The sequence below is a fragment of the uncultured Winogradskyella sp. genome, assembly GCF_947495255.1.
In the GTDB taxonomy this organism is placed as follows: domain Bacteria; phylum Bacteroidota; class Bacteroidia; order Flavobacteriales; family Flavobacteriaceae; genus Winogradskyella.
Genome location: NZ_CANLYI010000002.1, coordinates 412,380 through 437,416 on the forward strand (window position 1 = coordinate 412,380; position 25,037 = coordinate 437,416).

The 25,037-nt window shown below is 33.7% G+C and carries 14 protein-coding genes and 1 tRNA gene; 1 reads left to right on the top strand and 14 read right to left on the bottom strand.

Translation table 11 applies throughout. The features are described 5' to 3' along the window. Positions 1-83: 83 nt before the first annotated feature. From Q0807_RS04530 to Q0807_RS04555, 6 genes are all read right to left on the bottom strand, one after another. Positions 84-1,703, bottom strand: coding sequence for a glycoside hydrolase family 16 protein (locus Q0807_RS04530; RefSeq protein ID WP_299106876.1), 1,620 nt, complete (start codon positions 1,701-1,703; stop codon positions 84-86). A gap of 11 nt (positions 1,704-1,714) precedes the next feature. Then, a complete protein-coding gene (locus Q0807_RS04535; protein WP_299106878.1) occupies positions 1,715-3,805 on the bottom strand; it encodes a PKD domain-containing protein in 2,091 nt (696 codons plus the stop codon). Positions 3,806-3,819: 14 nt separating this feature from the next. Beyond that, on the bottom strand, positions 3,820-5,319 hold the full coding sequence (locus Q0807_RS04540) for a RagB/SusD family nutrient uptake outer membrane protein (protein WP_299106880.1): 1,500 nt from the start codon (positions 5,317-5,319) through the stop codon (positions 3,820-3,822). 18 nt (positions 5,320-5,337) lie between these two features. Beyond that, positions 5,338-8,487 carry a TonB-dependent receptor gene (locus Q0807_RS04545; protein WP_299106882.1) on the bottom strand — a complete coding sequence of 1,050 codons (3,150 nt, stop codon included), beginning with the start codon at positions 8,485-8,487 and terminating at the stop codon, positions 5,338-5,340. A 248-nt stretch (positions 8,488-8,735) separates the two neighbouring features. Beyond that, entirely contained in the window at positions 8,736-11,540 is a 2,805-nt protein-coding gene (locus Q0807_RS04550) for a triple tyrosine motif-containing protein (protein ID WP_299106884.1), read from the bottom strand. A 360-nt stretch (positions 11,541-11,900) separates the two neighbouring features. Next, positions 11,901-11,997 (bottom strand) — tRNA-OTHER (locus Q0807_RS04555). Positions 11,998-12,177: 180 nt separating this feature from the next. Here Q0807_RS04555 and Q0807_RS04560 point away from each other — a divergent pair. Next, positions 12,178-13,392, top strand: coding sequence for a site-specific integrase (locus Q0807_RS04560; protein ID WP_299106885.1), 1,215 nt, complete (start codon positions 12,178-12,180; stop codon positions 13,390-13,392). A 4-nt stretch (positions 13,393-13,396) separates the two neighbouring features. Here the strand turns inward: Q0807_RS04560 and Q0807_RS04565 are convergent, their stop codons facing one another. The 8 genes from Q0807_RS04565 to Q0807_RS04600 all read right to left on the bottom strand — a co-directional run bounded on the left by Q0807_RS04565 (position 13,397) and on the right by Q0807_RS04600 (position 25,031). Then, a complete protein-coding gene (locus tag Q0807_RS04565) occupies positions 13,397-13,894 on the bottom strand; it encodes a hypothetical protein (RefSeq protein WP_299106887.1) in 498 nt (165 codons plus the stop codon). Between the two features lie 161 nt (positions 13,895-14,055). Further along, positions 14,056-14,472: a BfmA/BtgA family mobilization protein gene (locus Q0807_RS04570; protein ID WP_299106889.1), complete on the bottom strand. Its 417-nt coding sequence runs from the start codon at positions 14,470-14,472 to the stop codon at positions 14,056-14,058. Positions 14,473-15,389: 917 nt separating this feature from the next. After that, positions 15,390-15,869, bottom strand: a complete 480-nt coding sequence (locus Q0807_RS04575; protein WP_299106891.1) for a T9SS type A sorting domain-containing protein — start codon at positions 15,867-15,869, stop codon at positions 15,390-15,392. Between the two features lie 104 nt (positions 15,870-15,973). After that, positions 15,974-18,499, bottom strand: coding sequence for a discoidin domain-containing protein (locus tag Q0807_RS04580; RefSeq protein ID WP_299106893.1), 2,526 nt, complete (start codon positions 18,497-18,499; stop codon positions 15,974-15,976). Between the two features lie 52 nt (positions 18,500-18,551). After that, the gene (locus tag Q0807_RS04585; protein ID WP_299106895.1) at positions 18,552-20,693 is read right to left on the bottom strand and encodes a glycoside hydrolase family 97 protein; all 2,142 of its coding nucleotides are present in this window, start codon (positions 20,691-20,693) and stop codon (positions 18,552-18,554) included. A 46-nt stretch (positions 20,694-20,739) separates the two neighbouring features. Further along, complete coding sequence (locus Q0807_RS04590; RefSeq protein WP_299106897.1) at positions 20,740-22,122, bottom strand: alpha-amylase family glycosyl hydrolase; 1,383 nt, start codon at positions 22,120-22,122, stop codon at positions 20,740-20,742. Between the two features lie 18 nt (positions 22,123-22,140). Then, positions 22,141-23,526 carry a SusF/SusE family outer membrane protein gene (locus Q0807_RS04595; protein ID WP_299106899.1) on the bottom strand — a complete coding sequence of 462 codons (1,386 nt, stop codon included), beginning with the start codon at positions 23,524-23,526 and terminating at the stop codon, positions 22,141-22,143. Between the two features lie 11 nt (positions 23,527-23,537). Next, the gene (locus tag Q0807_RS04600) at positions 23,538-25,031 is read right to left on the bottom strand and encodes a RagB/SusD family nutrient uptake outer membrane protein (protein WP_299106901.1); all 1,494 of its coding nucleotides are present in this window, start codon (positions 25,029-25,031) and stop codon (positions 23,538-23,540) included. Positions 25,032-25,037 lie beyond the last annotated feature (6 nt).

A 25,037-nucleotide genomic window follows, 5' to 3' on the forward strand; every position in this document is an offset into this window, starting at 1 on the left:
GTATTTAAACAAAATTTTTAAAAGGTCGAACTGAAAATAGCTCGACCTTAAAAAACTAATTCAAAAAAATTAATCAATATTTCTTATTGATATACTCTTATGTAATCTACTTCCATCGTGTCTTCAGTAAAGGCAGGATCAATAGTTCCTCCCAAAGTTCCACCCATTGCGATGTTCATAATAAAAAAGAAATCAGCATTGAAAGGAAAATCAGCACTATTAGATAATGTCATAAATGGCACATCATCTAATGAAATTTGTATACTTTCTTCACTCCAGATTATTGAATACAAATGAAATTCTGTTGAAGCATTTGCAACAGCAGTAGTTTCGCCATAACTAGCATTGGCTGCAGTTCCATTATCAAACCAGTGACAAGTCCCTAAAGTTGTGTTTTTATCACCTCCTGTTTGTTCCATTATATCAATTTCACCACAAGCTGGCCATCCTACAGTAGGAAAGTTAGCTCCTAGCATCCATAAGGCCGGCCAAGTTCCTTGAGCCGATGGTAATTTTGCACTTATTTCTACTTTGCCATAAGTAAATTCCTGTAAACCAATAGATTTTATACGAGCTGAAGTATAGCTACTTCCATCTGCTTTCGCTGTAATTTTTAAGAACCCACCTTCTACGATTACATTTTCTGCATTATCTGTGTAGGTTTGAGCTTCTCCATTTCCCCAGCCACCTGCGCCAAGGTCGTATGTCCAGTTTGCAGCATCTGGCGCACCGTCCGTGTCAAACTCATCTGACCAAACTAATTCATAGTCAACCACAACATCTGGTTCTTCCTCTTCTGAGGTAATTGTAAACCACCAATCAAATTCTCCATTACCATCTGTAGATCTTAATACCAATTCATTTGGAACAGATCTGTCAAAAATCTCATAATTATGACTTCCTCCGATGTAATAAGAAATAAACCCTAAACCACTTAAACTAATGGTTTCAGCACCACCTGGTGCAATTAAAACATAATCTTCTGTGTAATCAGAATATGGAAGATTTTCTACATCTGCGCCATTTAAAGTTCCTCCAGAACCTAAATCACTAACTAAACCATCTCTACCAAATACAGTACCTGAAGTATCTGTGCCAGCATCATCATTAGTGTTATTTGTTATGTAAGTAAATGTACCATCTGTATTAAAAATAAAACGATCATCATACATACCTACACCAACTTTTTCTTCAGGACCAGCTCCATACCATTCTGCAGGGACTGTGCCACCTACAGGACCTAAGCCAAAATGGCCAGCTGCTTCTGATTTCATTCTCCAAACTTTTGAACCATCTCCTATTAAGGCATCTAATAAATCTTGTGGTGGAGAATACGTTGCTAAAACGTCTACATCAATAGTTGTTGATGCAGAGTTACCAGCAGTACCAATTGCTATTACTGTTAACGTATATGTATTGACACCTAAATTAGAAAAGTTATAAGCTATTGTCCCTAAAGGTGCTAACTCTTGACTATTATCATAAGAATACTTATAAGTGATTGCATCATCAGCTATTGCAGTAAAATTTACAGTACCACTACCATCACCATAAGGGTTATCTGCATCTTGACCTACTATTTCTGCAGAAACCTGCAAGTTAGTTGGAGTGGTAATATCACCAAATTCATAGGTTTCTTCATCACAACTTACCATTAAAGCAAGTGAAAGGAAAAGAAACATAACATATTTTAAATTTTTCATCTTTTTCATTTTTAAATTTTAACAAGCTTATACATCCAAAAAACACCAGGACCAGCTTCGATTCTAATTGTAACCGTATTAGAATCAATAAAGTCGACATTATATGTAATTGATGCAGGTGCATCAGCAGGACTTGAAAGTTCGCCTGTATTAATTGGCTTTGGTATTCCTAAATATGAACCTGTTCCGTTTAAAGTCACTGTACCTGCTGACGCATCATAAGAGTACGTCGCAGCATTTGAACCATCATGTGGTGCTACTGGAGTAGAACAGCTATCTGCTCCAACACCTTGCCAAGCTTCTACCCATGTATCTGCTCCTTGTACATTACTAAATGTACCATCAGTACCAAACACAAAAGTATCATCATAAAAACATGCTCTCTGTGTTACACCAGCATCGTCAATTGACCACCATTCTGATGAGCCTTCAGTTGGACCAACAGCTAAAGAACCAGCTTCAGGTGCTACTGTCCAAGTACCTGCCATTGGCGAAGCTACCGCTCCATCTCTTATTAATTTATAAGTCCAAAACGTACCACTACCAGCTTCTATACCAACTATCATTGTATTGATATCAGCTAATGTAATCGTATATGTAATTGATGCAGGTGCATCAGCAGGATTTGAAAGTTCTCCTGTATTAATTGGTTTTGGTATTCCTAAATATGCTCCTGTACCATTAATGGTAATAGTACCTGCAGTTTCGTCATGGACATAAGTAGCGGCATTTGACCCATCATGTGGTGCAACAGGTGATCCACAAGAATCAGCACTACCTTGCCATCCTTCAATCCAAGTATCTACACCTAAAACATTATTAAATGACCCATCACTTCCAAAAACATAAGTATCATCATAAAAACATGCTCTTTGAGTTACTCCAGCATCATCTATTGCCCACCATTCTGATGAACCTGCAGATGGACCAACAGCTAGCGAACCAGCTTCTGGTGCTACTTTCCATGTACCAGCTACAGAAGTAGGAACTGAAGCTTCTTTATAAAAATAAATATTATCTATAAAAACTGTACCTGCTGCCCATTGGTTAGGTGCAACAAATTTTAATTGAATAAGATCAGCTAAAGTTAATCCTTGATCCGTGTAAGCAGACATCGGTATATCTATACTAGTCCATTGATCCGCTGTTAAAGGTAATGTTACTGCATTTTCTACTGGACCAGTTCTAATTGCAGAAACTTCTAAATCTTCAATGACATCAGCTGTCCATACATCTAAGTGTAAATACTCCATTTGACTTGCATCTATTTCTTCACCAAAATCAACACCTTGATAACTTAAATTAATGTATTGCAAGATTTCATCTCCAGATAAATCAAATAATGCCCATGCACTTCCTTGACCTCCTTGTCCCCAATCTGGGAAATAATCTGGGTTTGCGACATTAGTGTAAGCAGAGCTAAAAATTGAAATTACGTCTTGTGCATCTCTAGCAGGAGGTGTTGGAGCTGAGTCTAGTGGCTGAACGATTGCTGTTACTTCAAAGTCCGTAATTACAAACTCTGTAGTTTCAATAGCAGCACCCATAGCAACAACAGTAATTGTATATAATCCTGGGTTTGCATATATATAAGAAACTGTTTCCCCTATATTACTCATCATTAATTCACTACCATCTCCAAAATCTACACTATAACTAATAGCATTATCTGCAGATGCTGTAACATTAACTTGCTTAGAAACACCTAAATCATTCTCTGCAGTTACAACTAAATTTACTGGAGGATCAAAAGTCACTACTAATTGTTGAGTGATTTCAGTCTCTAATCCTGTTGGACCAACAGCAACGACTGTTACTGTATAAGTTCCCTCTTCATAAATATGAGTTGTATTTTCACCTTGAGATATATCTATTGGCTCTGCCGTACCATCTCCGTAAAAAATATTGAACCCAATTGCACCTTCCGCAGTTGGTGTTATTGTAACTGTACCTGTATTATCTTGTGTTACTTCAAATAATGCTAAAACATTAGTCGGAGCGACTGCTGTATTAACAAAATCTGTATTGCTCTCATCTTCAACACAACTATTAACTAGAAGTACTAAAAGACATAAACTAAATATATATTTTAATGTTTTCATATAATTATTTTTTTTTAGTATCCATCATTTTGAGACAAACCTGAAATTTCTATTTCCCTTTGAGGAATTGGGAAAAGGCCTGCTGTTGCAGCACTATAACCCAAACTACCCAATACACTATCAACTTGTCCGGTTCTAACCAAATCGAAAAAACGATCACCTTCCATTGCTAGCTCTAAACGTCTTTCATCCCAAACTGCTTGAACAGTTGCTGTCACTCTATGATCCTGGTCACCAAAGGCTCTATCTCTTACCATATCTAAATAGGTTTGAGCTAAAGACTGATTTACTGATGACGCTCGTAAATTTGCTTCAGCCGCCATTAATAAAACTTCTGAATAACGAATAGTGCGTTGATTATTTTCATAATTCAACTCTACTTGACCACTAGTTTGCCCTTTTCTAGGTAAATACTTTTTATTATATAAACCTGTATTTTTAAACGGTGCTACCTGGTAGCTTACATTTAAGCTAGGATTATTAGTTGCATATGCTTCAACATCAAAAGTTGTAGCTTCCTTTCTTTGGTCACCATCTTCATATACCGCTGCTAAATCTTGAGTAGGTAAATTTGTACTCCAACCTGAATTAAAAGGCATATCTGCTGTTCCGTTAAAACCTCTGACACCACATTGCTGAACTGCATAATTCCCTTGCCCTCTTGTTTGACCTCCCCAATTATAATAAGGTTGCCCATTAGAATATTGAACTTCGTAAACAGACTCTGTTCCATTTTCTCCTTCTAACAAAAAGATATCATCAAAATTAGTAACTAAACTAAATGGACCATCCACCACGCTTTGTAATACAGGAACCGCTTCGTCAAATTTTTCTTGATATAAATAAACTTTTCCTAATAAAGCTTGAGCAGCATACCTTGTAATTCTTCCTTTTTGCGATTGAGCTAAAGGTAAATCACTAATAGCCTGTAATAAATCTGTTTCTATTTGAGCATATACATCTGCCTTAGGTGATCTTTCAAAAGTACCAAAATCAGAAAGCCCTAATTTGTGATCTGTGAACAATACAACATCACCAAACATTTTAACTAAATTAAAATAATAAAAAGCTCTTAAAAAGTGAACTTCACCATAAAGGGCATCTTTACCATCAAAATCAACTGTTTCTCCCAAAAGATTAACATCTCTATAATCTGTTAAATAATTTGTTCTATTTACACCTTCATAAGCTGCAGTCCATAAATCTTGGAGCGTGCTATTATTTGTTAAAATATTGTAATCATCCATTTGTTGAAATGCTACAACGTCTGAAGCATTTTCTCCTCCAGCCACTGCATTATCAGAAGCAACATCTCCTATAACTATAACTTGATTTAACCATTGTGTTGGCGTGTAACAACTAACAACCATAGTTTGATAATCTGATTCTGTTTGTAAATAATCTAATTCTGTTACAGCGTATTCATCATGCGGATCAAATTCTACCACATCTGAGCAACCAAGAAAGATTGAAAGTATGATGATTAACCCTATACTATTTTTTATATTTTTCATACTAATTTATTTTAGATGTTAAAATTTAAGGTCTAAGCCCATTAAAAATGTTCTTGCTTGTGGATAAGCTCCTCTGTCAATTCCAGTATCTAAAATTCCTCCAGATATTTCAGGGTCATAACCTGTATATTCCGTAAGCGTTAATAGATTCTTGGCTTGAGCATATAAACGAACTTTACTAAAAACTGTACTTAGTTTTTCTGGTAATGTATAACCTAAGATTAAACTTTTAATTTTAATAAAGCTTCCATCTTCTACATATCTATCAGATGGTCTTATGTTACTATTTGTATCTGCAAACGTATAACGCGGACTATTTGCATCATTAGTTGTTCCTTCTCCTGTCCATCTATTTAAAATACTTCTATCTTTATTAGTGAATTGTGCATTACGCTCATAAGCTCTGTAGATATCATTACCCACTGAAGCGTAAGTAAACATACTCAAATCAAAGTTTTTATATTCGAAACCTAAATTCCAACCAATTGTAAATGTTGGAAAAGGGTCTCCAATTTTCGTTTTGTCATCATCATTAATAACACCGTCATTATTAGTATCTACATATCTAATATCTCCAGGTAAAGCGCCATCTTGAATTGCATGAGCTTCAATTTCAGATTGATTTTGGAATAAACCATTTGTTTCATATCCGTAAAAGTAACCTGGTGTAAATCCTTTTTGAAAACGAGTTGCATTTTGAGCTTGGCCGTTAAAATAACTACCTCCCGCAACAAATGCAGTACCATCACTATTAGTATCAGTAACTTCATTTTTTGAAGATGTGAATGTGAACGAAGTATTAAATTTAAAATCTTTTGACCCCTGATTTTGATAACCTAAAGTCAAATCTACACCCTTACTTTCTGTACTACCAATATTTGAAGTTACTGGTTCAGATGTTCCTGCATATAAAGGTGGTGCATCCGTAAACAATAGACCTTCTACAGATTTATTAAAATAATCTGCTGTTAACGTTACCGTGTTATTTAAAAATGTAGCATCGAAACCTATATTATATTGCGTTTGTTCTTCCCAACTTAACGTTGTATTACTAAAAGAATTTACAGTAGCTCCAGAAACAAATTCATTACCAAAAGTATAACCATTACTATTAGCTGTAGAATTATAACTTGGTCCTCCTACAGATATACTTACATATTGTGGATCTACATTTTCATTTCCTACTGTACCATAACTTCCTCTAACTTTAAGAAAATTAATAGCTTCAACATTGAAAAAATCTTCATTTGTAACAACCCAACCTAATGAACCTGCATAAAAGTTTGCAAACTTATTATCGTTACCAAAAGCTATTGAACCATCTCGTCTTGCAGAAAATGATGCTAAATATTTACCTTGATAGTCATAGTTAACTCTACTAAAGTACGAAACATTTCTACGTTCTAAATTTTGATAACTATATCCTGTATAAGCATCTGTATTCAGTTCAGTATTTATTCCAGTTGCTGCACTAATATCTGCCCATGCCCAAGAATTATCTCTCACATCTTGTCTTGTAGTTCCAAATCCGTAACCTGTAGATTTACTTCTAGAGATACCTAAAACGATATCAAAATTATGTTTATCATTTATATTAAATCCATAACTCGCAAAAGTTTCGAATGTGTAATTAAAATTAGAAACAGTTGTTTCTGTCACACTATTATGAAATGATGGAATTGTACTTGTTGTACCGTCACCATTATCAACTTCCTGCGTTTTAATTGTTCCATCAGAATTATAATCACTTGAAACATTATTAGGCCCATAATAAGCCAAAGGTGAAAAACTTTTACCTACTTGATTCCAATACGTATAACCAAAACGAGAGGTAACTTTAAGGTTCTTTAATATATCATACTGAACCTCAAACTTGCCATATAACTTATTACCATTGCTTTCATTAAAAGTATTCTCTAATCTCTGAACAGGATTAAAGATTTCTGATAACAATAAATCACTATAACCATAAGTCGCAAAATCATTTGGGTCATTGTTATAAGGCGTAACTGTTGGGTCAAAATTTATAGCATTACCAAGAATTGAATTAAATGAATTCTCCGCAATTGATTTACTTTTTATATTAGCATAACTAGTATTTAAAATAAATTTCAATTGAGAGGACAATTGAAAATCTACGTTTGCAGTAAAGTTCGCTCTATTAAAATTAGATTTATCATCACCACCAACAATACCACCTTGACTCAAATAACCAGTAGACAAGAAATAACCAACTTTTTCAGTTCCACCTCTTGCAGAAAACGTAAAAGCACTTACACTTGCATCTTCAAAAATTTCATCTTGCCAATCAGTTCCTTTTCCTATAGTAGAAAGATTAGAAAAAATTATCTCTCCACCTGAGACAGCACTACCTTCATTAATCATTGCAGCATATTCAGAAGCATTTAACAAGCCGATTTTTCTATCTACAGATTGTACACCCGTATAAGTATTAAAAGAAAATTCAGTTTTCTCATTATTTCTACCTCCTTTAGTAGTAACTACAATTACACCATTACCACCTTTTACACCATATATCGCTGTTGAGGCAGCATCTTTTAAAATATTAAGAGATTTAATATCCGCAGAGTTTATAGAGTTTAAATCATCTAAACTTTGAGGAACACCATCAATAATTACAACTGGATCCGTACCTGTAAATGATGGAATACCACGAATCAATACTGTTGGTTTACTTCCCGGAGAACCACTCTGTATTACGGATACACCAGAAGCACTACCTTGAAGCGCCTCTTCTACCCTTAAGGGTTTTAATTTTTCTATAGACTCTGACTTCACTGTAGAAATTGCACCAGAAACATTAGTAACTTTCTGAGTACCATACCCAATTACAACAACTTCACTTAAAGACTCAGCGTCTTCAACAAGTGAAATACTTAAAGAATCACTATTTATAATAGTAATTTCTTGTGTCACAAAACCCAGATATGAAATAACGATTACGGAGTTTAAAGGCACATTATTTAAAGTAAACTCACCATCAAAATTTGATGAGGCTCCTTTTGATGTGTTCTTAACAACTACGTTAACACCAGGTAAAGGCTGTCCTGAAGAAGCTTCTATAACTGTTCCAGAAACATTTACATTTTGCCCAAATACTGCCATTGTAAAAATGAATGTAATGAGCGTTAAAAGTTTTATTTTCATAGTTTATTATTTAGTTCTTGCAATTTATAACATATACCAAGGAATTTCTTAAAACATGACTATACAAAAAACATACACAATAAATTTTTGAGGTGAAAAATATCAATACCACAACAGAAAGGCCTTTAATTTATAGAATTCTTATTGTTATTACACTATTAACAATAATTAACAATTACTCAGCTGAAACACTAACAAAACACAAATGTATGGGTAATGTATAGGTTGTTTTTAAAGGTGTATAGGTATTACAGCTCTATAATATAATTTGATAAGCTTTGTTTATGATCTAAACCAAGTTTTTTACGCAAACGATAGCGCTTAACTTCAACACTCTTATGAGAGATATTAAGTAGTGGTGCTATTTCTTTAGAAGATAGGTTTAATCTTAAATACGCACAGAGACGTAAATCATTAGGTGTAATAGATGGATGGATTGCTTTTATTCGTTGCATAAACTCCTTATCAACGTTATTAAAAGCTTTTTCAAATAAATCCCAATCACTTGTATCATTAATACTAGAATTAATTGTCTTTATCACTTTACCAACCTCTGTTAACGACTTACTTTTAGATAAATCACTTTTGATACTACTTAGTAACTCATTACGCTTTACCAAATTCATGGTAGCCATGCCGAGCTCCCTGTTTTTATTATCTATATCTAACTGTAAGTTCTTATTTTTAAATTGAATTAATTGACGCTGACTTTCTAGTTGTTCCATTTCTAGTTGTCTTTGCTTCTTTTCAATGATTTTCTTCTGTATATTTTTATAGTGCTTTCTATTAAAATAATAAAGCACAAATATAATGAGCAAGGCCAATAAAAAATACGATACTATAGCCAATGGCTTTAGATACCAAGGCTTCTCAATATTAAACTTATAGGATATAACATTATTAGAGATAACACCATTTGTAATTGCTCTAGCTTCAAACATATAATCCCCATGAGGCAAATTCTTGAAGAACACTTCAGAATCACCAGACCACATACTCCAATTATCGTATATTCCTGTTAACTTGTATTGATACTTAGCGGTAGTAAACCTGTTGTAATTAGCAACACTATATTTAAATCTAATATTATTAGCCTTATTCTTAAAGGTATTGGTAGTGGATAAATCTAACGGAATTAAGTTATTGAGATCTTTACCATAATCTGCATTATTAAGATGAATATCAAGCGCATCTTGCCCTATCAATTCCAAATCCATAATTATATAACCTCCTGTAGTCCCAATTAAATAATTATCATCTCCTAAATCTAAAATATTTTCAAAAGAAGATTTCGTTTTCCTAGCTTCACTCGAAATAGCAATGGTATTTATTTTTGGAGCCTCAGATAATTTTCCTGGTTGAATATACACGATTCCATTTTTAGAAAAACCCCAAAGTTTATTCCCATTATTATCACTTATTAGTTTACCAGATATATAATTTTCACCACTTAACAAATCACTCAAAACAGAATCTCTTTTAAACTCTTCAATTTTTAAATCATAATAAAAAACTCCCTCAATTGTACTATATAAAATCCTATTGTTATAATTTACTATACTAGACTTTATACCTTCTTTTATTAGAATTTTTCTACTATCTACTATTTTAAGAAAATCATTATCAACCTTAATTTTATAAACGCCTTTATATTCATGACTAACTAATATCTCGTTTGAATCTAGAAACTCAAAATATCTAGACGAAATATCAAATCCTTCAATTTTATTTCTAAATCGCCATTCATTATTAACTTTCTCTAAAACATTCAGCCCTTTATAATTTCCTTGTATAAGAAGCTCAGGTTGATCTTTTACTTTTTTTATAGCCCAAGTTCCAAGTTGATCAGAAACCTTTTTTACACCATTTTCTTCTACAATAAAAGTTCCCTTATCATGACCACAAAATAAATCTCCATCAATTAAAGATAAATTCCAAACCTGACCTTTAGTTCCCTTTATAAATTTAAATTTATCTGAAGAATCAATTAACTTGTAGAACAAACCATGATTAGTCCCTAAATACAAAAAGCCATCAGCTTCAGCTGCAGTATAAACAGTACCTAAATTACCTTGTTTATCCTTATACACTTTAAATGGCGAATTAATATTTACAACATTAATTCCATTATCAAGTCCTAACCATATATTTCCATAATCGTCTTCTAAAATTGAAAGAACCGTATTATTACTAAGACCATGGTTTTGGTCTATTCTGGTTAACACATTACCAAAAGCATCCATATGGATTATCCCATTAGAAATGGTACCTAAGACGAAATTACCATTTCTTAGTTTTGCACTACTGTATACACTTACGTTAGACAATAAGGAATCTGATGCGATCACCCATTTATCAACTTTATTCTCATTAACCTTATAAAATCCATTCTCTTCAGTTTGCAACAGTAATCCAAATTCGGAACTAAAAATATTAACGAGTTTATAATTACCTATACTATCTGATTCAACTATCAATTGAGGCTTACCATTTATAATCTCGAATACACCTTCTCCAATGATTTGATAGTAAATTGTTTCTTCTACTTTGAAAATTTTATTAATTCTTTTTTCTGATTCAATAACAGAAAAACTTTTATTTTCTGAATGATAAACATAGACCCGATCAAACGACTGAAATAAAACAAACTGTCCTACATCAATAATTCCCCAAAAATCTTCATCCTCTTTTATACTAGATTCTAAATCATTCTTTAATGATGTATAGACTAATGAACCTTTATTGTTTTTGGTCCAATACCCAAAATCCATATAACCGCCAGAATAAATACGGTCACCAATAACTCTTACTGACCTTAAAATACCGTTATTGGGAGAATTATAAATATTCCATGAGGCTCCATTATATTCCAACAAGCCCTTATTATTTGCAACATAAATAAAGTTATCGTCTGATTGAGAAATTGCCCAATTTTGATCTTCAGCACCGTAGTCTTGTGGTGTAAATATCTGAATTGGAGAAAACACTTGAGCATGAGAAGCACATGTAAAAACCAACATTAAAGTGTAGAGAAAATATTTAATAAAACCCATTGTTGTTAAGCCATTATCCGCCTGAATTTAAGTCTGCATAAAACAGATACTCACAAACTTTAATACGTTGTGTTAAGGTACTAATATAGACAAATAAAAGAATATAGCGCTTTGTGTAGTGTTAAGTTAGATTTTAGTATAGTTTAATTTGGCGTGAAAACGAGTATTGTTTTCGCTAATAATTAGATAATTCTATAAGACGTAATAACGTTATATATTTTCTACAATACCACTACTATTATTAAATACTCAGTTGGTTTTTATTGACCAGCAAAATCAAAGCACTACCAATATTAAAAATAACTTTAAGTACTTTTTAAAACCAAAAAAGCCGAAAACTTTCGTTTTCGGCTTTTCATCTGTACTGAAGACGGGACTTGAACCCGTACGTCCTAATGGACATTGGATTTTAAGTCCACTCATACAGGCACCAAATAAACCAAAACCAACTCATTACCAAATAGTTAATGTGTTTTTAATTTTATTTAATATCGATTAACATCAAGTAAAACCAACAAATGTTGTACCTATGTTGTACCTGTAATTAGCAATAAAATCGGTATATTTACTATTGTAAAAATCAAAATGTTGTACCCGTTTTGCAATCTTCATCATTTTTTAATGAATTTATTGTACCATGACCTCAAATGCAAAAATAGTTTTAAGAAAAAAACAGAATAAACAAGGTTTGTATCCTTTGGCAATTCGAATTACAAAAAACAGACGGTCCACCTATCACTATCTAGGGCATTATATAGATCTAAAATATTGGAATGAAAAAGATATTCGTGTAAAAAAATCACACCCAAACGCAGCAAACCTGAATAATCTGTTGGTAAAAAAATTATCAGAGGCTAATAAGACACTAATGAATTTGCAAGCTGAAAAACAAGATATATCAGCAAATCGTATTAAGGATAAATTATACAAAGGCTCAAATGGCTCAACCTTTTTTGAAATTGCAAAAGCATTTTTAGATGAACTTGAAGCCAATAAAAAATTAGCTCGATTTTACTCAGATAAAGTAAGAGTAAATCATGTGTTGAATTTTTCAAAATCGAATCAGCTTTCCTTTCAAGAAATTGATGAAAAGTTTTTAAGGAATTTTAAAACTCATTTAAAAACCAAACATGGCTTATCTGAAAGGTCAATAGTGAATAACCTTGTTGTCATAAGAACCATATACAACAGAGCTATCAAATTAGGAATTGTCGATAGAAAATTATACCCATTCGGGTCGGGTGGAATTCAAATTAAATTTCCTGAAAGTCAAAAATCCGGATTAAACAAGAACGAACTTATTGCCTTAGAACGTGTTGAAGGTTTAACCGAAAACGAAATTCATGCACGAAACATTTGGCTTTTCAGTTTCTATCTTGCCGGAATAAGAGTAGCTGACGTACTCAAAATTAGGTGGTCTGATATTTCTGATAATAGACTTAACTATCGTATGAATAAAAACTCAAAATTATTATCACTAAAGATTCCTGAGAAAGCTCTTCCTATTTTAGAACATTACTCAATACATAAACAAGACGATAATGATTTTATTTTTCCAGAGATGAAAATGATTAACATTAAATCGTCAAAGGATGTCTTTAGAAAAATTAACGCGGCTACAACAATGTTAAATAAGTATTTAGCAAGAGTGGCAGAAAAAGCTAAAATAAATAAGAAAGTTACAATGCATATTGCTCGCCATAGCTTTGGCACTATATCTGAGGATAAAATCCCTATTAAGATGCTTCAAAAACTTTATAGACATTCATCTATAACAACTACGATAAATTACCAAGCGAATTTTATGCATAAAGATGCTGATGAAGCTTTAGAGAACGTTATAAATTTTTGACACATTATAACGGTATATCATAATCTTTAACATTGTTGTTCTTTAAATTATCTACATAGCCAGAAAATGGACTAGTATATTTTTCCTTTATGATGAAACCTTTTTCAACATAATCTTTAGCGCTCTCTTTCCAGTTTTGAATGTTTAGCCCTCTGCTCAATTTCCAATTTTTATTTTGATAATAGGCATAGAATTTTTTTCCTTCCATATATGGCCAATTGTTTTCTTTAAAAAACTCTAAAACAACTAGTTCATTTTTTGGCCTTGCCAGTTTATTATAATTTTCTTTTGTTTTATGTTTATAAGAAGATACCATATTTTGGCTTGGTTCTGGGACGCGGTTGTCCAAATTTTGGCCTGGTTGGCAACAAAAAATGGCCATCTCAATTTTAGATCCCCTAGCTGGATGGTATGATGGAAAATATCTTAAATAGCCCCATTCATTAAGGTCTTTCAGAAAATTGTGATAGGTTGTTTTTGATTTGAATTTTGCCTTTTCCATAATCAACCCCCTGTTTACGGTAATTGTTTTTTTAAAAAACTCACGATTCCATTTTTGAAAGAATGCCAGATACAATGTTATGTGACCCTGTTTAATTCTAGTGTCCTTATTGAAGTATTCAAAAATTGCGTTTAGCTGAATAATATAGTTTACCCTTTCCATTACTCATTATCAATGCTATTCAAATATCCCTTTCCTCGAAAGCGACCTTCATTCTTTTCCTCTTTAATCTCTTTTGCTAAAATCAATTTCTTTTTAGGTGGTTCTGCTACTTGAAAAAGAGCTTGCATCATCGCTACAGTCGGTTTGGTCTGCGACTTTTCTATATCTTTCATAATAGCGATCATTCCATTCATTCGTTTTTTGATTAGTATAGAGATTCTGTTTTCCAAGGCTTCCATTCGAGGCCCTAAACGCTCCGTTGGGGAAATTCCATTTTCGTTAAAAAATTCCATCATCAATAGCAATGTCATCGATTGAGATTTCGAGAGAATTTTACTAAATTTTCTAAACTCAATAGCCACAGACCTTTTAATCTTTAATGTCTCAAACTTCTCTTTTTCAAATCTCTTATCCATAATTTTAGTAAAATAATTGCCTGTTTACGGCGGTTTCCGAATGTTTTTAGTAAAAAGCAGCATTATATTTTAAATTTTAAAAAGCTATAAACTCTGCTAAGTCTTGTAAACACTATGTTTATTTAAAAATCGAATATATGTAACATCGCGCAGCGTGTTACCCTCTTGCTTTTCGATTCCTTCATTTTATTTCAGGATCTTCAAACTTTTCAACTAAGGCTGAAAAGCAATACTTCGACTTCTAACTCCATTATATTTTTTAGTAATAAAGTGAAGTTAATTATTTATAAACAACTGACAATCATTTAAGTAAACTAATTTTTAAAATCATTTTAGATGACTTTATTTGATGTAATTTGACAAACGTTTTCCTTCTAAAGACACCTACTTATTATATCTTGAGCGTTTTCCTTTTCTTTTGGTGTTGAATTCTATGTGCTTTGATGATTACCAAGTTTATTTATAGCAAAATGATACAGATTAGCGTCCAATTCAATTTCAGTCACTTACCTCCCATAGCGCCATCGCCGTTACCTTTTCAGTAACCGACTCTAAAATTGTGAACGAGTAAGAACTTATAAAAGTGAGTGAGCGAACGGTTATGCAGTTCGTCTCGAGCAGAATTTTAAACTTTGTGTAGTAAATGGTAGTGGTGATCTTTTTACTTGGCGAACGCTGTGGCTTTTTCTGCGATACGTTTAAAGGCTTTTCTAGATTAGCGAAGACCTTCACCCACTTGTTTTCGCATCACAAAAAATTGTCGCAAGAAATATCAACATATTGGTTATTACACCTATATATTATTTAGGAATAGACTAAAAGAGGAATCCTTAAAAAATATTGGATTGAACGCTATATCTCGCAAGTATTAGTTTTATTATACCTCCTCCAAATAATGATAACGATACATTTTTACATTAGTTCTTAATTACCTTTTTCACAGCGACATTTCCTTCAGTATCCACAATTCTTAGCATATAAATCCCTGTTAATAGAGAACTTACTCTTAACTCATTTACACTTTGATTTTTAATTTCCATTACTTTTTTTCCTGTCAGGTCAAACAATTCTATTATAGAAATTACTTTATTTGATGTGATATGGACAACATCTTTTGTTGGATTTGGATAAGTCATAAAGTTTGAGAAATCAGACTCTTCTAAACTTAAAGTTTCTGAAAAACTATAAGCAAAAGTATCTGAATTGAAAGTTACGTCATATGTGCCAGCAGTTGTTGGTATATTATTCTGACTATCAACAACAACTGTCCCTGAAGGAAAGTCAGTTCCACCCCAATTATAAGGTAAATCCCATGCATTATTACCTCTAAACTTTGTAGATCTTATAATCAATACTACATTTTCAATTGTCAAATTGATTCCATCTCCAAAAGTCATGTTCTAAACACTATTTAAAGAGGTTATTCCAGATCCATCGCCTTCTTTTATTCTAATTGCAAAACCTCTAATGGCTACAGAACTTCTTAATACTTTTTTATTCTTTAATCCTTTATAAGTTTAAAAGTTTCTATGATACTCCCATCACTAACTTTTGCTATATATACTCCTTTAGATATATGTGTAGCATCAATCATAATATTATTACTTTTTGGGCTTAATCTCATTATTTCTTTCCCCATAATATCCGTTACGTATACCGTATTGATTATGGTATTTGAAGCATTAATATGCCATATGTTTGTTGTTGGGTTAGGGTAAATGTTAATTTTTTTTTCAGTAAAATTCGGCACACTCAATTCAGCTATTGTCTGCGTAGTTAAACTCTGACGACTACAATTTGTAACTGTAAGAGTAACTGTATAAGGGCCTGAACCATCATAAGCATGTTGTGGGTTTTCCTCAACAGACATAGTTCCATCACCAAAATCCCATAAATAACTTATTCCGTTTGTAGAATTATTTGTAAATGAAACTGTATTCTCCGTTGTTTCATAATCAAATATTGCCTCAGGATCAAAAGCACCTACATTCCAGTCTTCAAAATCATCATAAACAATTGATTTGACAATTGCTTTTACTTGGTTAGCTATTGCCTCATCTAATGTACTGTTGAATGTAATTAATGTTGGATCCTTACGAAAAATTACTGTGTTAAACGTTACAGCAGACACATATGAACCTACCAACGTTGGATGACTTTCATCATCTACATAAAGATCAATTTCCGGATGTAATTCTCTTATTTCACGTCTTACTCTACCTACAGGTGAGAGCATGGCATCATTATCATTTGCCATTTGGGTATAACGCAACTGTAACCGTTCATCCATACCTAGATAAGTACACATTTCTGGTATGGTTGGACAATTCTGAGCATCACCATTCTCTCGACCCCAAGTTTGATAGAAAAACAAATCTGCACAAGGGCTATAATCACGAACCATATCTACAAGCAGTGTTGCAAATGCAAATGTATGTGTTGCCACAAAGTCATCTTCTAGAGCAGGACGCTGGCTTTGATCCTGAAGTACCACATAATCCCAATTTCCTTCCTGGATTTTACCTGTTGTCCCAGAATTTTCATAATGTGATTCAAGACTTGTTCCACCAATTGTATTACTCTGTACTACTAACTCATCACCCATTGAAGCAGCCACATCTTTTAACATAAAAGGCATAGCATTATAATAGGTATAACTATTTCCAACAAATAGAATACGTTTAGAGTTATCAAATATAGGTGTTCCACAAACGTTGATTTCATAGATAGCATACCCATTTTGCGTATTGGGTGTTACTCCATCCATTTTTAGCCAGCGAAATTCTGCATCGACATCAATAATATCAGTACGAGCACCATAATCCATATTACTTTTTTCAGTAATATCTGTCCAGGTAGAACCATCAAGAGATCCACGTAAAAAATAATGCTTTCCACTTGCTATACCCCAATCGATCGTTACGGCATTTATAGCATTTGGCGATCCTAAATCTAATGTTAAACTTTGTTCATCCTCTAATGGACTTTCCCATTTTGTACTGCTATCACCGTCTGTTGCAAGTACAGCATTTCCTGTAGATGCTGTAGTTGAAACGACTGGTATAAGTGTGCAGTTCGGAACAGATGCAGAACCAATTGGCTCACCAAAACTATAAGCTCCAGTCAATCGGTTTAATACAATGCTGTAATCGCCTGCAGCTACATTAATATCTTCACCACTTTGTGATCCTGTGCCTGAAGGAAATCCTCCGTCTCCGCCCCATTGCACTGCCCAACTATTATCTTGCCTAAACTTAACAGCATTTGTTGTTATAGGCAAACTATTAATAACATAATGTGTACCGTCTATAGTCGTCATTACATGATCATCTGTTTGAGGATCAGCTGGCCAACCTTGAGGTGTGCCAGACCCGACAACTGCAATGCTCAGATAATCAAAAGCGTACTCTAAAGTATTAAGATTAAAAGTGACTCTATAACTGCTGTTAGATACATTAAGTGCTCCAGAACCATTAGAAACTGCTGTTCCTGAGGGGAATGTTATTGGTTCCCAGTTACCTTCTGAATAATCGTGGTTTTGACGAAATTTCACTTCTCCATCAATAGCAATACTATTTCCTAAATAATGAATTCCATCAGTAGTTCCGAGATCAACATCTACATTGTTACCACCAACGCCTGAACCCGTAAGACTTATTATTGGATAAACACTTGAAACAGTAAAACTATATTCTAATGTATTGCTATTAAAAGTCACATTATAAACACCAACTGGTGTTGAAATATTAGACCCATCAGCAACTGCTATTCCATCGGGAAAAGCACCTCCCCAATTATTAGTCCACGAATTTTCTGCTCTGAACTTTACTGATCCGCTAGTTGTCTCTAAGTTATCAATACTCCAATTGATACCATCCGTAGAACTCATTTGATTAGTATCTACTTCGCCTGCAGCGCCTGTAGGCCATCCACCAACACCATCACCAACAATTGCCATAGAATTAAATTGTGCATTAGCAAAAAAGACGCTTAATAAGCAAATAATAAAAAAGATAGTTTTTCTCATAATTTATTGGTTTAATTATTATTAAATAGATACACCTCAAAGTGCATAGCTTTTATATTTTTTTTAAAGTTTTTAGTTCAGAAACATCACCTTCTTTAATGCTTATCGCAAATCCTCCACCTGGTGCTATATATTGCTTTAATTTACTTTTTGAATTTACTCTTACTTTTCTAATAGTATAAGCTTGTGGGTTTTTATCCCAACTAGCATCTTTTGCATCTGCATAGATAGTAGCTATGTATTTTTCACCTTTTGGTAAGTATGAAAAATCAATGCTTGCTGTTCTTGAGTTTTCATCAGTAATACCACCGACAAACCATTCATTCTTGCCTTTTGCTTTTCTTGCAATAGTGATATAATCGCCTGGTTCAGCTTCTTGAATATAAGTACTATCCCAATCTAATGCTACATCTTTTATAAACTGAAAAGCATCTAGAAAACGACTATAATTATCAGGAATATCAGCAGCCATTTGTATAGGACTATACATAGATACGTAGTAAGCTAATTGCTTAGTTAGGGTTGTATTTACACGCTGCTGACCTCCTGTTTTATAATAAGAAAGATCTGTTTGAAAAATCCCTGGCGTGTAATCCATAGGTCCTCCCATTAATCTTGTAAAAGGTAAAATTGTTGTATGTTCTGGATGAAGACCTCCCATGGCTTCAAATTCTGTTCCTCTAGCAGACTCTTGCGCTAACCAATTAGGATAAGTTCTATTTAGTCCCGTAGGTCTTACTGCTTCATGACTATTAATCATTATCTTATACTCTGCAGCTCTTTCTGCTACATGTATGTAATGATTTACCATCCATTGTCCGTCGTGATGTTCACCTCTAGGAATGATTTGACCTACATAACCTGTCTTTACTGAATTATAATTATTGTCTTCCATAAATTGAAAGGCTCTATCTAATCGTCTTTCGTAATTTGTTGCTGAAGCTGAAGTTTCATGATGCATCATTATCCTAACACCTTTAGACTTTGCATAATCTCTAACCGCATCTACATCAAAATCTGGGTATGGTGTTACAAAATCAAAAACATTTTCTTTCCAATTACCAATCCAATCTTCCCAACCAATATTCCATCCTTCTACTAAAACGGCATCAAACCCATGTTCTGAAGCAAAATCTATATACTGCTTAACGCGTTCGTTAGTTGCACCATGTTTTCCATTTGGTGTTAGCTTACTAAAATCTTGATCTAGTTTTACATTGTTTTCTTCACCGTAAGCCCAAGTACTTTTCCCTGCTACAAAATATTCCCACCAAACACCAATATATTTTACAGGCTTTATCCAAGAAACATCTTTGTATGCTGTAGGTTCGTTTAAATTTAAAATAAGTTTTGATGATAAAATTTCTGTTGCATCATCACTAACAACTATAGTTCTCCAAGGCGATTGCGTATTTGTTTGCAAATAGCCTTTATTGTCAACAGCATCTGGAGTTAAATGCGAACTCATTTTAAAATTTTCCGCATCAACATTTAAGGACATTGCTGGGTAATTTACCAAAACAGCTTCGTGTATATTTATATATAAACCTTCATCTGTTTTCATCATAGATGGTGTTTGCACAGCAAGATTTTTAATAGGTGTCTGCGCACTTATAAATGCGGTTGCTTTTTCCATCAATGCAGGAATCTCTGCAATTTTTGAAGTGGTATAAGCATACTCATTAGTATCATAATCTCCTGGAATCCAAAATATCTTATGATTGCCATTAAGCTGAAACTCTGTATGCTCCTCTTTGATAACAAAATAATTAAGATCTTTCTGTTTTGGAAATTCATACCTAAAACCTAATCCGTCATTAAAAAGTCTAAAACGAATATTGATATATCTATCATTGTTTTTTGGTTGTGTTAGAGTGACCAACAATTCAGTATAGTTATTACGAATGCTTTTTTCTTCGCCTAATATTGGTTCCCAAGATGAATCAGATGTGTTTTGTTCTGTATTACTTATTACAAACCCATCCATAAATGAAGGTTGGTCTTTAACTTCAATTCCTAGTTGACTAGGTTTAATCACTGGCTTCTCTTTATATTGAAGTTGATAAACAGGAATGCCATTACCCTTTAATTCAAACGTAAGAGACAAATTCTTATCTGGAGATGTTATGGTTTGCGCGTACAACCCATTATTAAAACTCACAAATAATAGTACTAATAAGGCATAATTTGCCATGGATTTAAATGAAAATCTTGAGTGGTAAAACATAATTTTTATAGAATTATTTCTTTAGTACGATGTACTGATAAGGGCTTAGGGTTACTTCAGTATTTAAGGTCATGGATTGCTCAGTAAAAGCATTAGTCCAAGAATCAACAGAAAGTGACGCAGGCACAATATAATTTACATTGCTATTGGTTAAATTAGAAAGTACCAACACGGTTTCATTATCAGTTTTCATAGTGAATGCTGCTACTGCATTACTACTATAACCATTATAAACACCTTTTTTTATGGCTTCACTATTTTTTCTGAAATCAATAATCTGTTGATATTGAGCAAACATATCAGCATCAGCAGTACTCCAATCTATTGGTGTGTGGTTAAAAAATGGAATACGCTGTGTATATCCTATTTCTTGTCCATTGTATATCATTGGCATTGACTTCATATAAGCAGCAACGACAAAAGTAGCCATAGAACCTGGTTTGCCACCGAATAATTCTATTGGTGTACCATCTGTAATATTAACATCATGATTAGATGTATAACGTACAATTCTATAATCATTATTGTAAATATTGTCATACTCTGATGCATTAACATCTTGGATTGATGTTGCAGGATTGCCTTCAGAGAAAACTCTTTTTAGAGCATCAAAATATCCGAAACCAAAAGTAAAATCAAAACCAACATCAAAGTGATTTTTACGTGTACCTTCTGCTAACATTAGCATATTTTGCGTTTTTATACTTCTTATACTTGTAATTGCTTCTGCCCAAAAACTTTGTTGTACACCATCTGCATAATCACATCTAAATCCGTCAATGTTTGCATTGTAGACCCAATAAGACATTGCATCAATCATAGCATCACGTAATTCTGAATTATCGAAATCTAATTGCGCAACATCATTCCAACCTGTACCTGGTGGTTCTGTTATGTTTCCAGATTCATCTTTTAAATACCATTCTGGATGATTATTGATCCAAGCATTATCCCAAGATGAATGATTAGCAACCCAATCTAAAATTACAGCCATATCCATAGCATGTGCTTCTTCAACAAGTGCTCTTAAATCTTCTAAAGTTCCATATTCTGAACTTACGCTTTTATAATCTTTTACCGAGTATGGTGAACCTAATTCACCCACAGAATTTAATTGTCCTACGGGATATATAGGCATTAAGTAAACAACATTAGCACCAAGTGATTTTATATGACTCAAGCGATCTCTTACTCCATTAATAGTACCTTCTTCACTAAAAGCACGAAGATTAACTTGATAGATAATAGCATCTTCACGATCTGGCATATTAGCAAATGTTTCGCCATATTGCTCATATGAGGATTCTTTTACCGTAGTATCATCATCAGAAGCACACGATGTCATTCCTGTGGCTGAGCATATTAAAAATAAGGTGTTTAAAAATAAATTTTTCATGAATTGTTTTTTTAATAATTATAACTGCGTAATAGAATAAATTGCTGTAGCTGAATTGTTTTGATCTACGCTAAATGTAACTTCATAAGTGCCTGCATCTGTAATATTGTGTGCTCCCGGATTATCTAAATACATAATACCATCAACAATATTTCCGCTATTTCCATCTTCAGTACCGTAATTAACTGCCCACTCATCATTGAGTCTAAACTTTAAAGCTCCTGGTACCAAGTCTCCTGTGTATGTCCATTTTGATTGACTAAAATCGTAAGTCATATCTGTATCTGCATCCCAACCTCCTGGTGTTGCATCTCCAATAATCCCCCAAGAATATGGGACTTCGCTAACAGAATATGTAGCTGTAGTAGGATCGATATCTACAGAAAAAGCGATATTATAAAAACCTTCTGCATTTATTGTATGTGCACCTGGATTATCTAAATAGGCAACAGCATCTATAATTTCTCCACTATTTCCATCTTCGGTGCCGTAATTTGTAGACCAATCATTATTAAGTCTAAATTTTAACGCTCCAGGTGCTAACACACCAATATATTCCCACTGTTCTGTAGTGTAATTATAACTCATATCTGTATCTGCATCCCAACCTCCTGGTGTTGATGGTCCTATAATTCCCCAAGAAAATGGAACAATCGTATAACTTAGATTATTTAGGTTTACTGTTATTTGGTATGACCCAAAATCTGGGAAAGTCAAATCTCCTTCTCCTCCTAAAGCAAAATCACCACTGCTGTCCAAGCCATAAAACTCGTCAAAGTCGGGTTCTGGTGTTACCTTAAATGCTAGGCCCTGAGGCGAATTTACAGTTAAGTAGCCTTGATAAATACCAACAGAAATTGCAGATAATTTTGCCGCTGCAGAAGCATCCCAACCATTGTAGGCTCCTGGTATATAAAGTTCACCAAACGCCACCTCCGCAACATAAGGCGTTACCTGAACAGCAACGGGTTCAGAATAAACATAACGATCCATATACGCTTCAACACGAAACATTAATTCACCTTCAACATCTGGCATTAAACCTAATTCTGCTGAATAAACATTTAAATCGCTTCCCATTATTGAAGTACTCAAAACATCTACTCCAACAGGAATTCTTACAGCATTAGACCAGCCATTTTCTCCAAAAGTATCTGCAGCTACATCTATTGCTAATGTATAAGTTACAGGTGCTTCTATCGGAAATTCTACATCTGACCAAGATACTGTTACTACAGATTCGAAATCATTATCTGTTGAAAGTATTATAATGTTTGGTGTTGCCTCGATTGGTGCAGAAAAGCTAACGAATTCTAAATACGTTAATTCTGCATCATCTTCACAAGAAGCGAACGTTAATAGCACTAGACTAATTGTAAATAGTTTATTTATAAATGTTCTCATAAAATTATGTTTTAGTAACCTGGATTTTGCTGTAAGCCTGGGTTAGCATCTAAGGCTGATGTTGGAATTGGAAATAATTTTCTAAACTCGCTTGAAGCTCCTCTAAATTCATTTGGCTGTAGAAATGTTCCAAAACGAATCATATCTTGTCTTCTATGACCCTCCCAGTTAAGTTCAAATGTTCTTTCATTATAAACATCTGTTATTGTTGGGTTTGCTTCCAAAGCACTAAGTCCTGCGCGCTCTCTTACTATGTCGATAAATGGTTTTGCTTCCGAAGCATTACCTAAACGCACATTACACTCTGCCTGCATTAATAATATATCTGCATATCTGTAAATTGGAAAATCGTTAGAAGCTCCCCCACCATCCATAGTTCCGGCAGGATAGAATTTTAATCCTCTAATTCCTGCTTGTGGCGCAGCACCAGGGTCATCTAAAGAAGTGACATCCGTAGAGTAATTAACACCACCTGGTTGTTCCCCAAAAATGAATTGTTTTCGTCTTATATCGTTTTCATCATATTGAAGAAAATATTGTTTTGGAACGATAGTTCCATTCCACCCACTATAACCAAAAACTTCCTGACCATGAGATCCAAAAAGTGTTCTCACACCATAAATATTTCTAGATACAATATTAACACTTGCATACATAGCCAAAATTGTCTCGTCTTCTGGCAAAACATCACCAAATAAATCATAATATTGAGAACTAAAAGGACTAGATTCACTTTCTGCTGCTGTGTGTAATGAAAAACCACCTTCGCTTATAGCTTCACATACATCTAAACAAGCTTGCCACTGCGCAACACCTGTATAAACCTCTGCGTTAAGATATACTTTTGCTAATAAAGCATAACCCGCCCATTTATTGAAACGTCCGTAATAATCACCACCTCTTTCTGCGGAAAGTAAATCTACACTTTCGGTTAATTCGGTTACAATAAAATCATACACTTCTATTCGTGATGCTTGAGGAATTTGATCTACAGTAATATTGTTTTCTGTATAAAAAGGCACACTTCCATAATCATCTATTAACAGATAATAAAAGAATGCTCTGAGTACCTTTGCTTCAGCAATCTTTGAAGCATCTGCATTAGCGCTTACCAATTGATCTACTGCTAAGTTTGCATTAAAAATAGATCTGTAAAGCCAGTTCCATGTATTATTGACCATTAAATCTGAAGGTAACCATTCATGCTTAAACGTGCGTGCAAAATCGAGTTGCCAATCGCCTGTGTTTCTGTGCGGAATCACTTGCTCATCAGAGCTCATAGCATTCAAATCGTACCAACCGTTATCTGCACCTGCATAACCGACTCCATCCCAATTACCTGCTACTTGAGCGTAAACAGCTGCTAAAGCCACATCAGAACCTTCTGGAGTACCGTAAAATTCATTTGCCTCGTACTTGTCGTAAACATTTTCATCTACATCAGTACATGCAACACTTAAAAGGATACATAAAAATCCTATTAATACTTCGTTTTTTCTTTTCATTTTAAT

Coding starts and splice junctions, on each gene's coding strand:
- Q0807_RS04530 (WP_299106876.1), bottom strand. CDS start 1,703: ATGAAAAATTTAAAATATGTTATGTTTCTTTTCCTTTCACTTGCTTTA.
- Q0807_RS04550 (WP_299106884.1), bottom strand. CDS start 11,540: ATGGGTTTTATTAAATATTTTCTCTACACTTTAATGTTGGTTTTTACA.
- Q0807_RS04540 (WP_299106880.1), bottom strand. CDS start 5,319: ATGAAAAATATAAAAAATAGTATAGGGTTAATCATCATACTTTCAATC.
- Q0807_RS04570 (WP_299106889.1), bottom strand. CDS start 14,472: ATGGATAAGAGATTTGAAAAAGAGAAGTTTGAGACATTAAAGATTAAA.
- Q0807_RS04575 (WP_299106891.1), bottom strand. CDS start 15,869: ATGACTTTTGGAGATGGAATCAATTTGACAATTGAAAATGTAGTATTG.
- Q0807_RS04545 (WP_299106882.1), bottom strand. CDS start 8,487: ATGAAAATAAAACTTTTAACGCTCATTACATTCATTTTTACAATGGCA.
- Q0807_RS04560 (WP_299106885.1), top strand. CDS start 12,178: ATGACCTCAAATGCAAAAATAGTTTTAAGAAAAAAACAGAATAAACAA.
- Q0807_RS04565 (WP_299106887.1), bottom strand. CDS start 13,894: ATGGAAAAGGCAAAATTCAAATCAAAAACAACCTATCACAATTTTCTG.
- Q0807_RS04580 (WP_299106893.1), bottom strand. CDS start 18,499: ATGAGAAAAACTATCTTTTTTATTATTTGCTTATTAAGCGTCTTTTTT.
- Q0807_RS04585 (WP_299106895.1), bottom strand. CDS start 20,693: ATGGCAAATTATGCCTTATTAGTACTATTATTTGTGAGTTTTAATAAT.
- Q0807_RS04600 (WP_299106901.1), bottom strand. CDS start 25,031: ATGAAAAGAAAAAACGAAGTATTAATAGGATTTTTATGTATCCTTTTA.
- Q0807_RS04535 (WP_299106878.1), bottom strand. CDS start 3,805: ATGAAAACATTAAAATATATATTTAGTTTATGTCTTTTAGTACTTCTA.
- Q0807_RS04595 (WP_299106899.1), bottom strand. CDS start 23,526: ATGAGAACATTTATAAATAAACTATTTACAATTAGTCTAGTGCTATTA.
- Q0807_RS04590 (WP_299106897.1), bottom strand. CDS start 22,122: ATGAAAAATTTATTTTTAAACACCTTATTTTTAATATGCTCAGCCACA.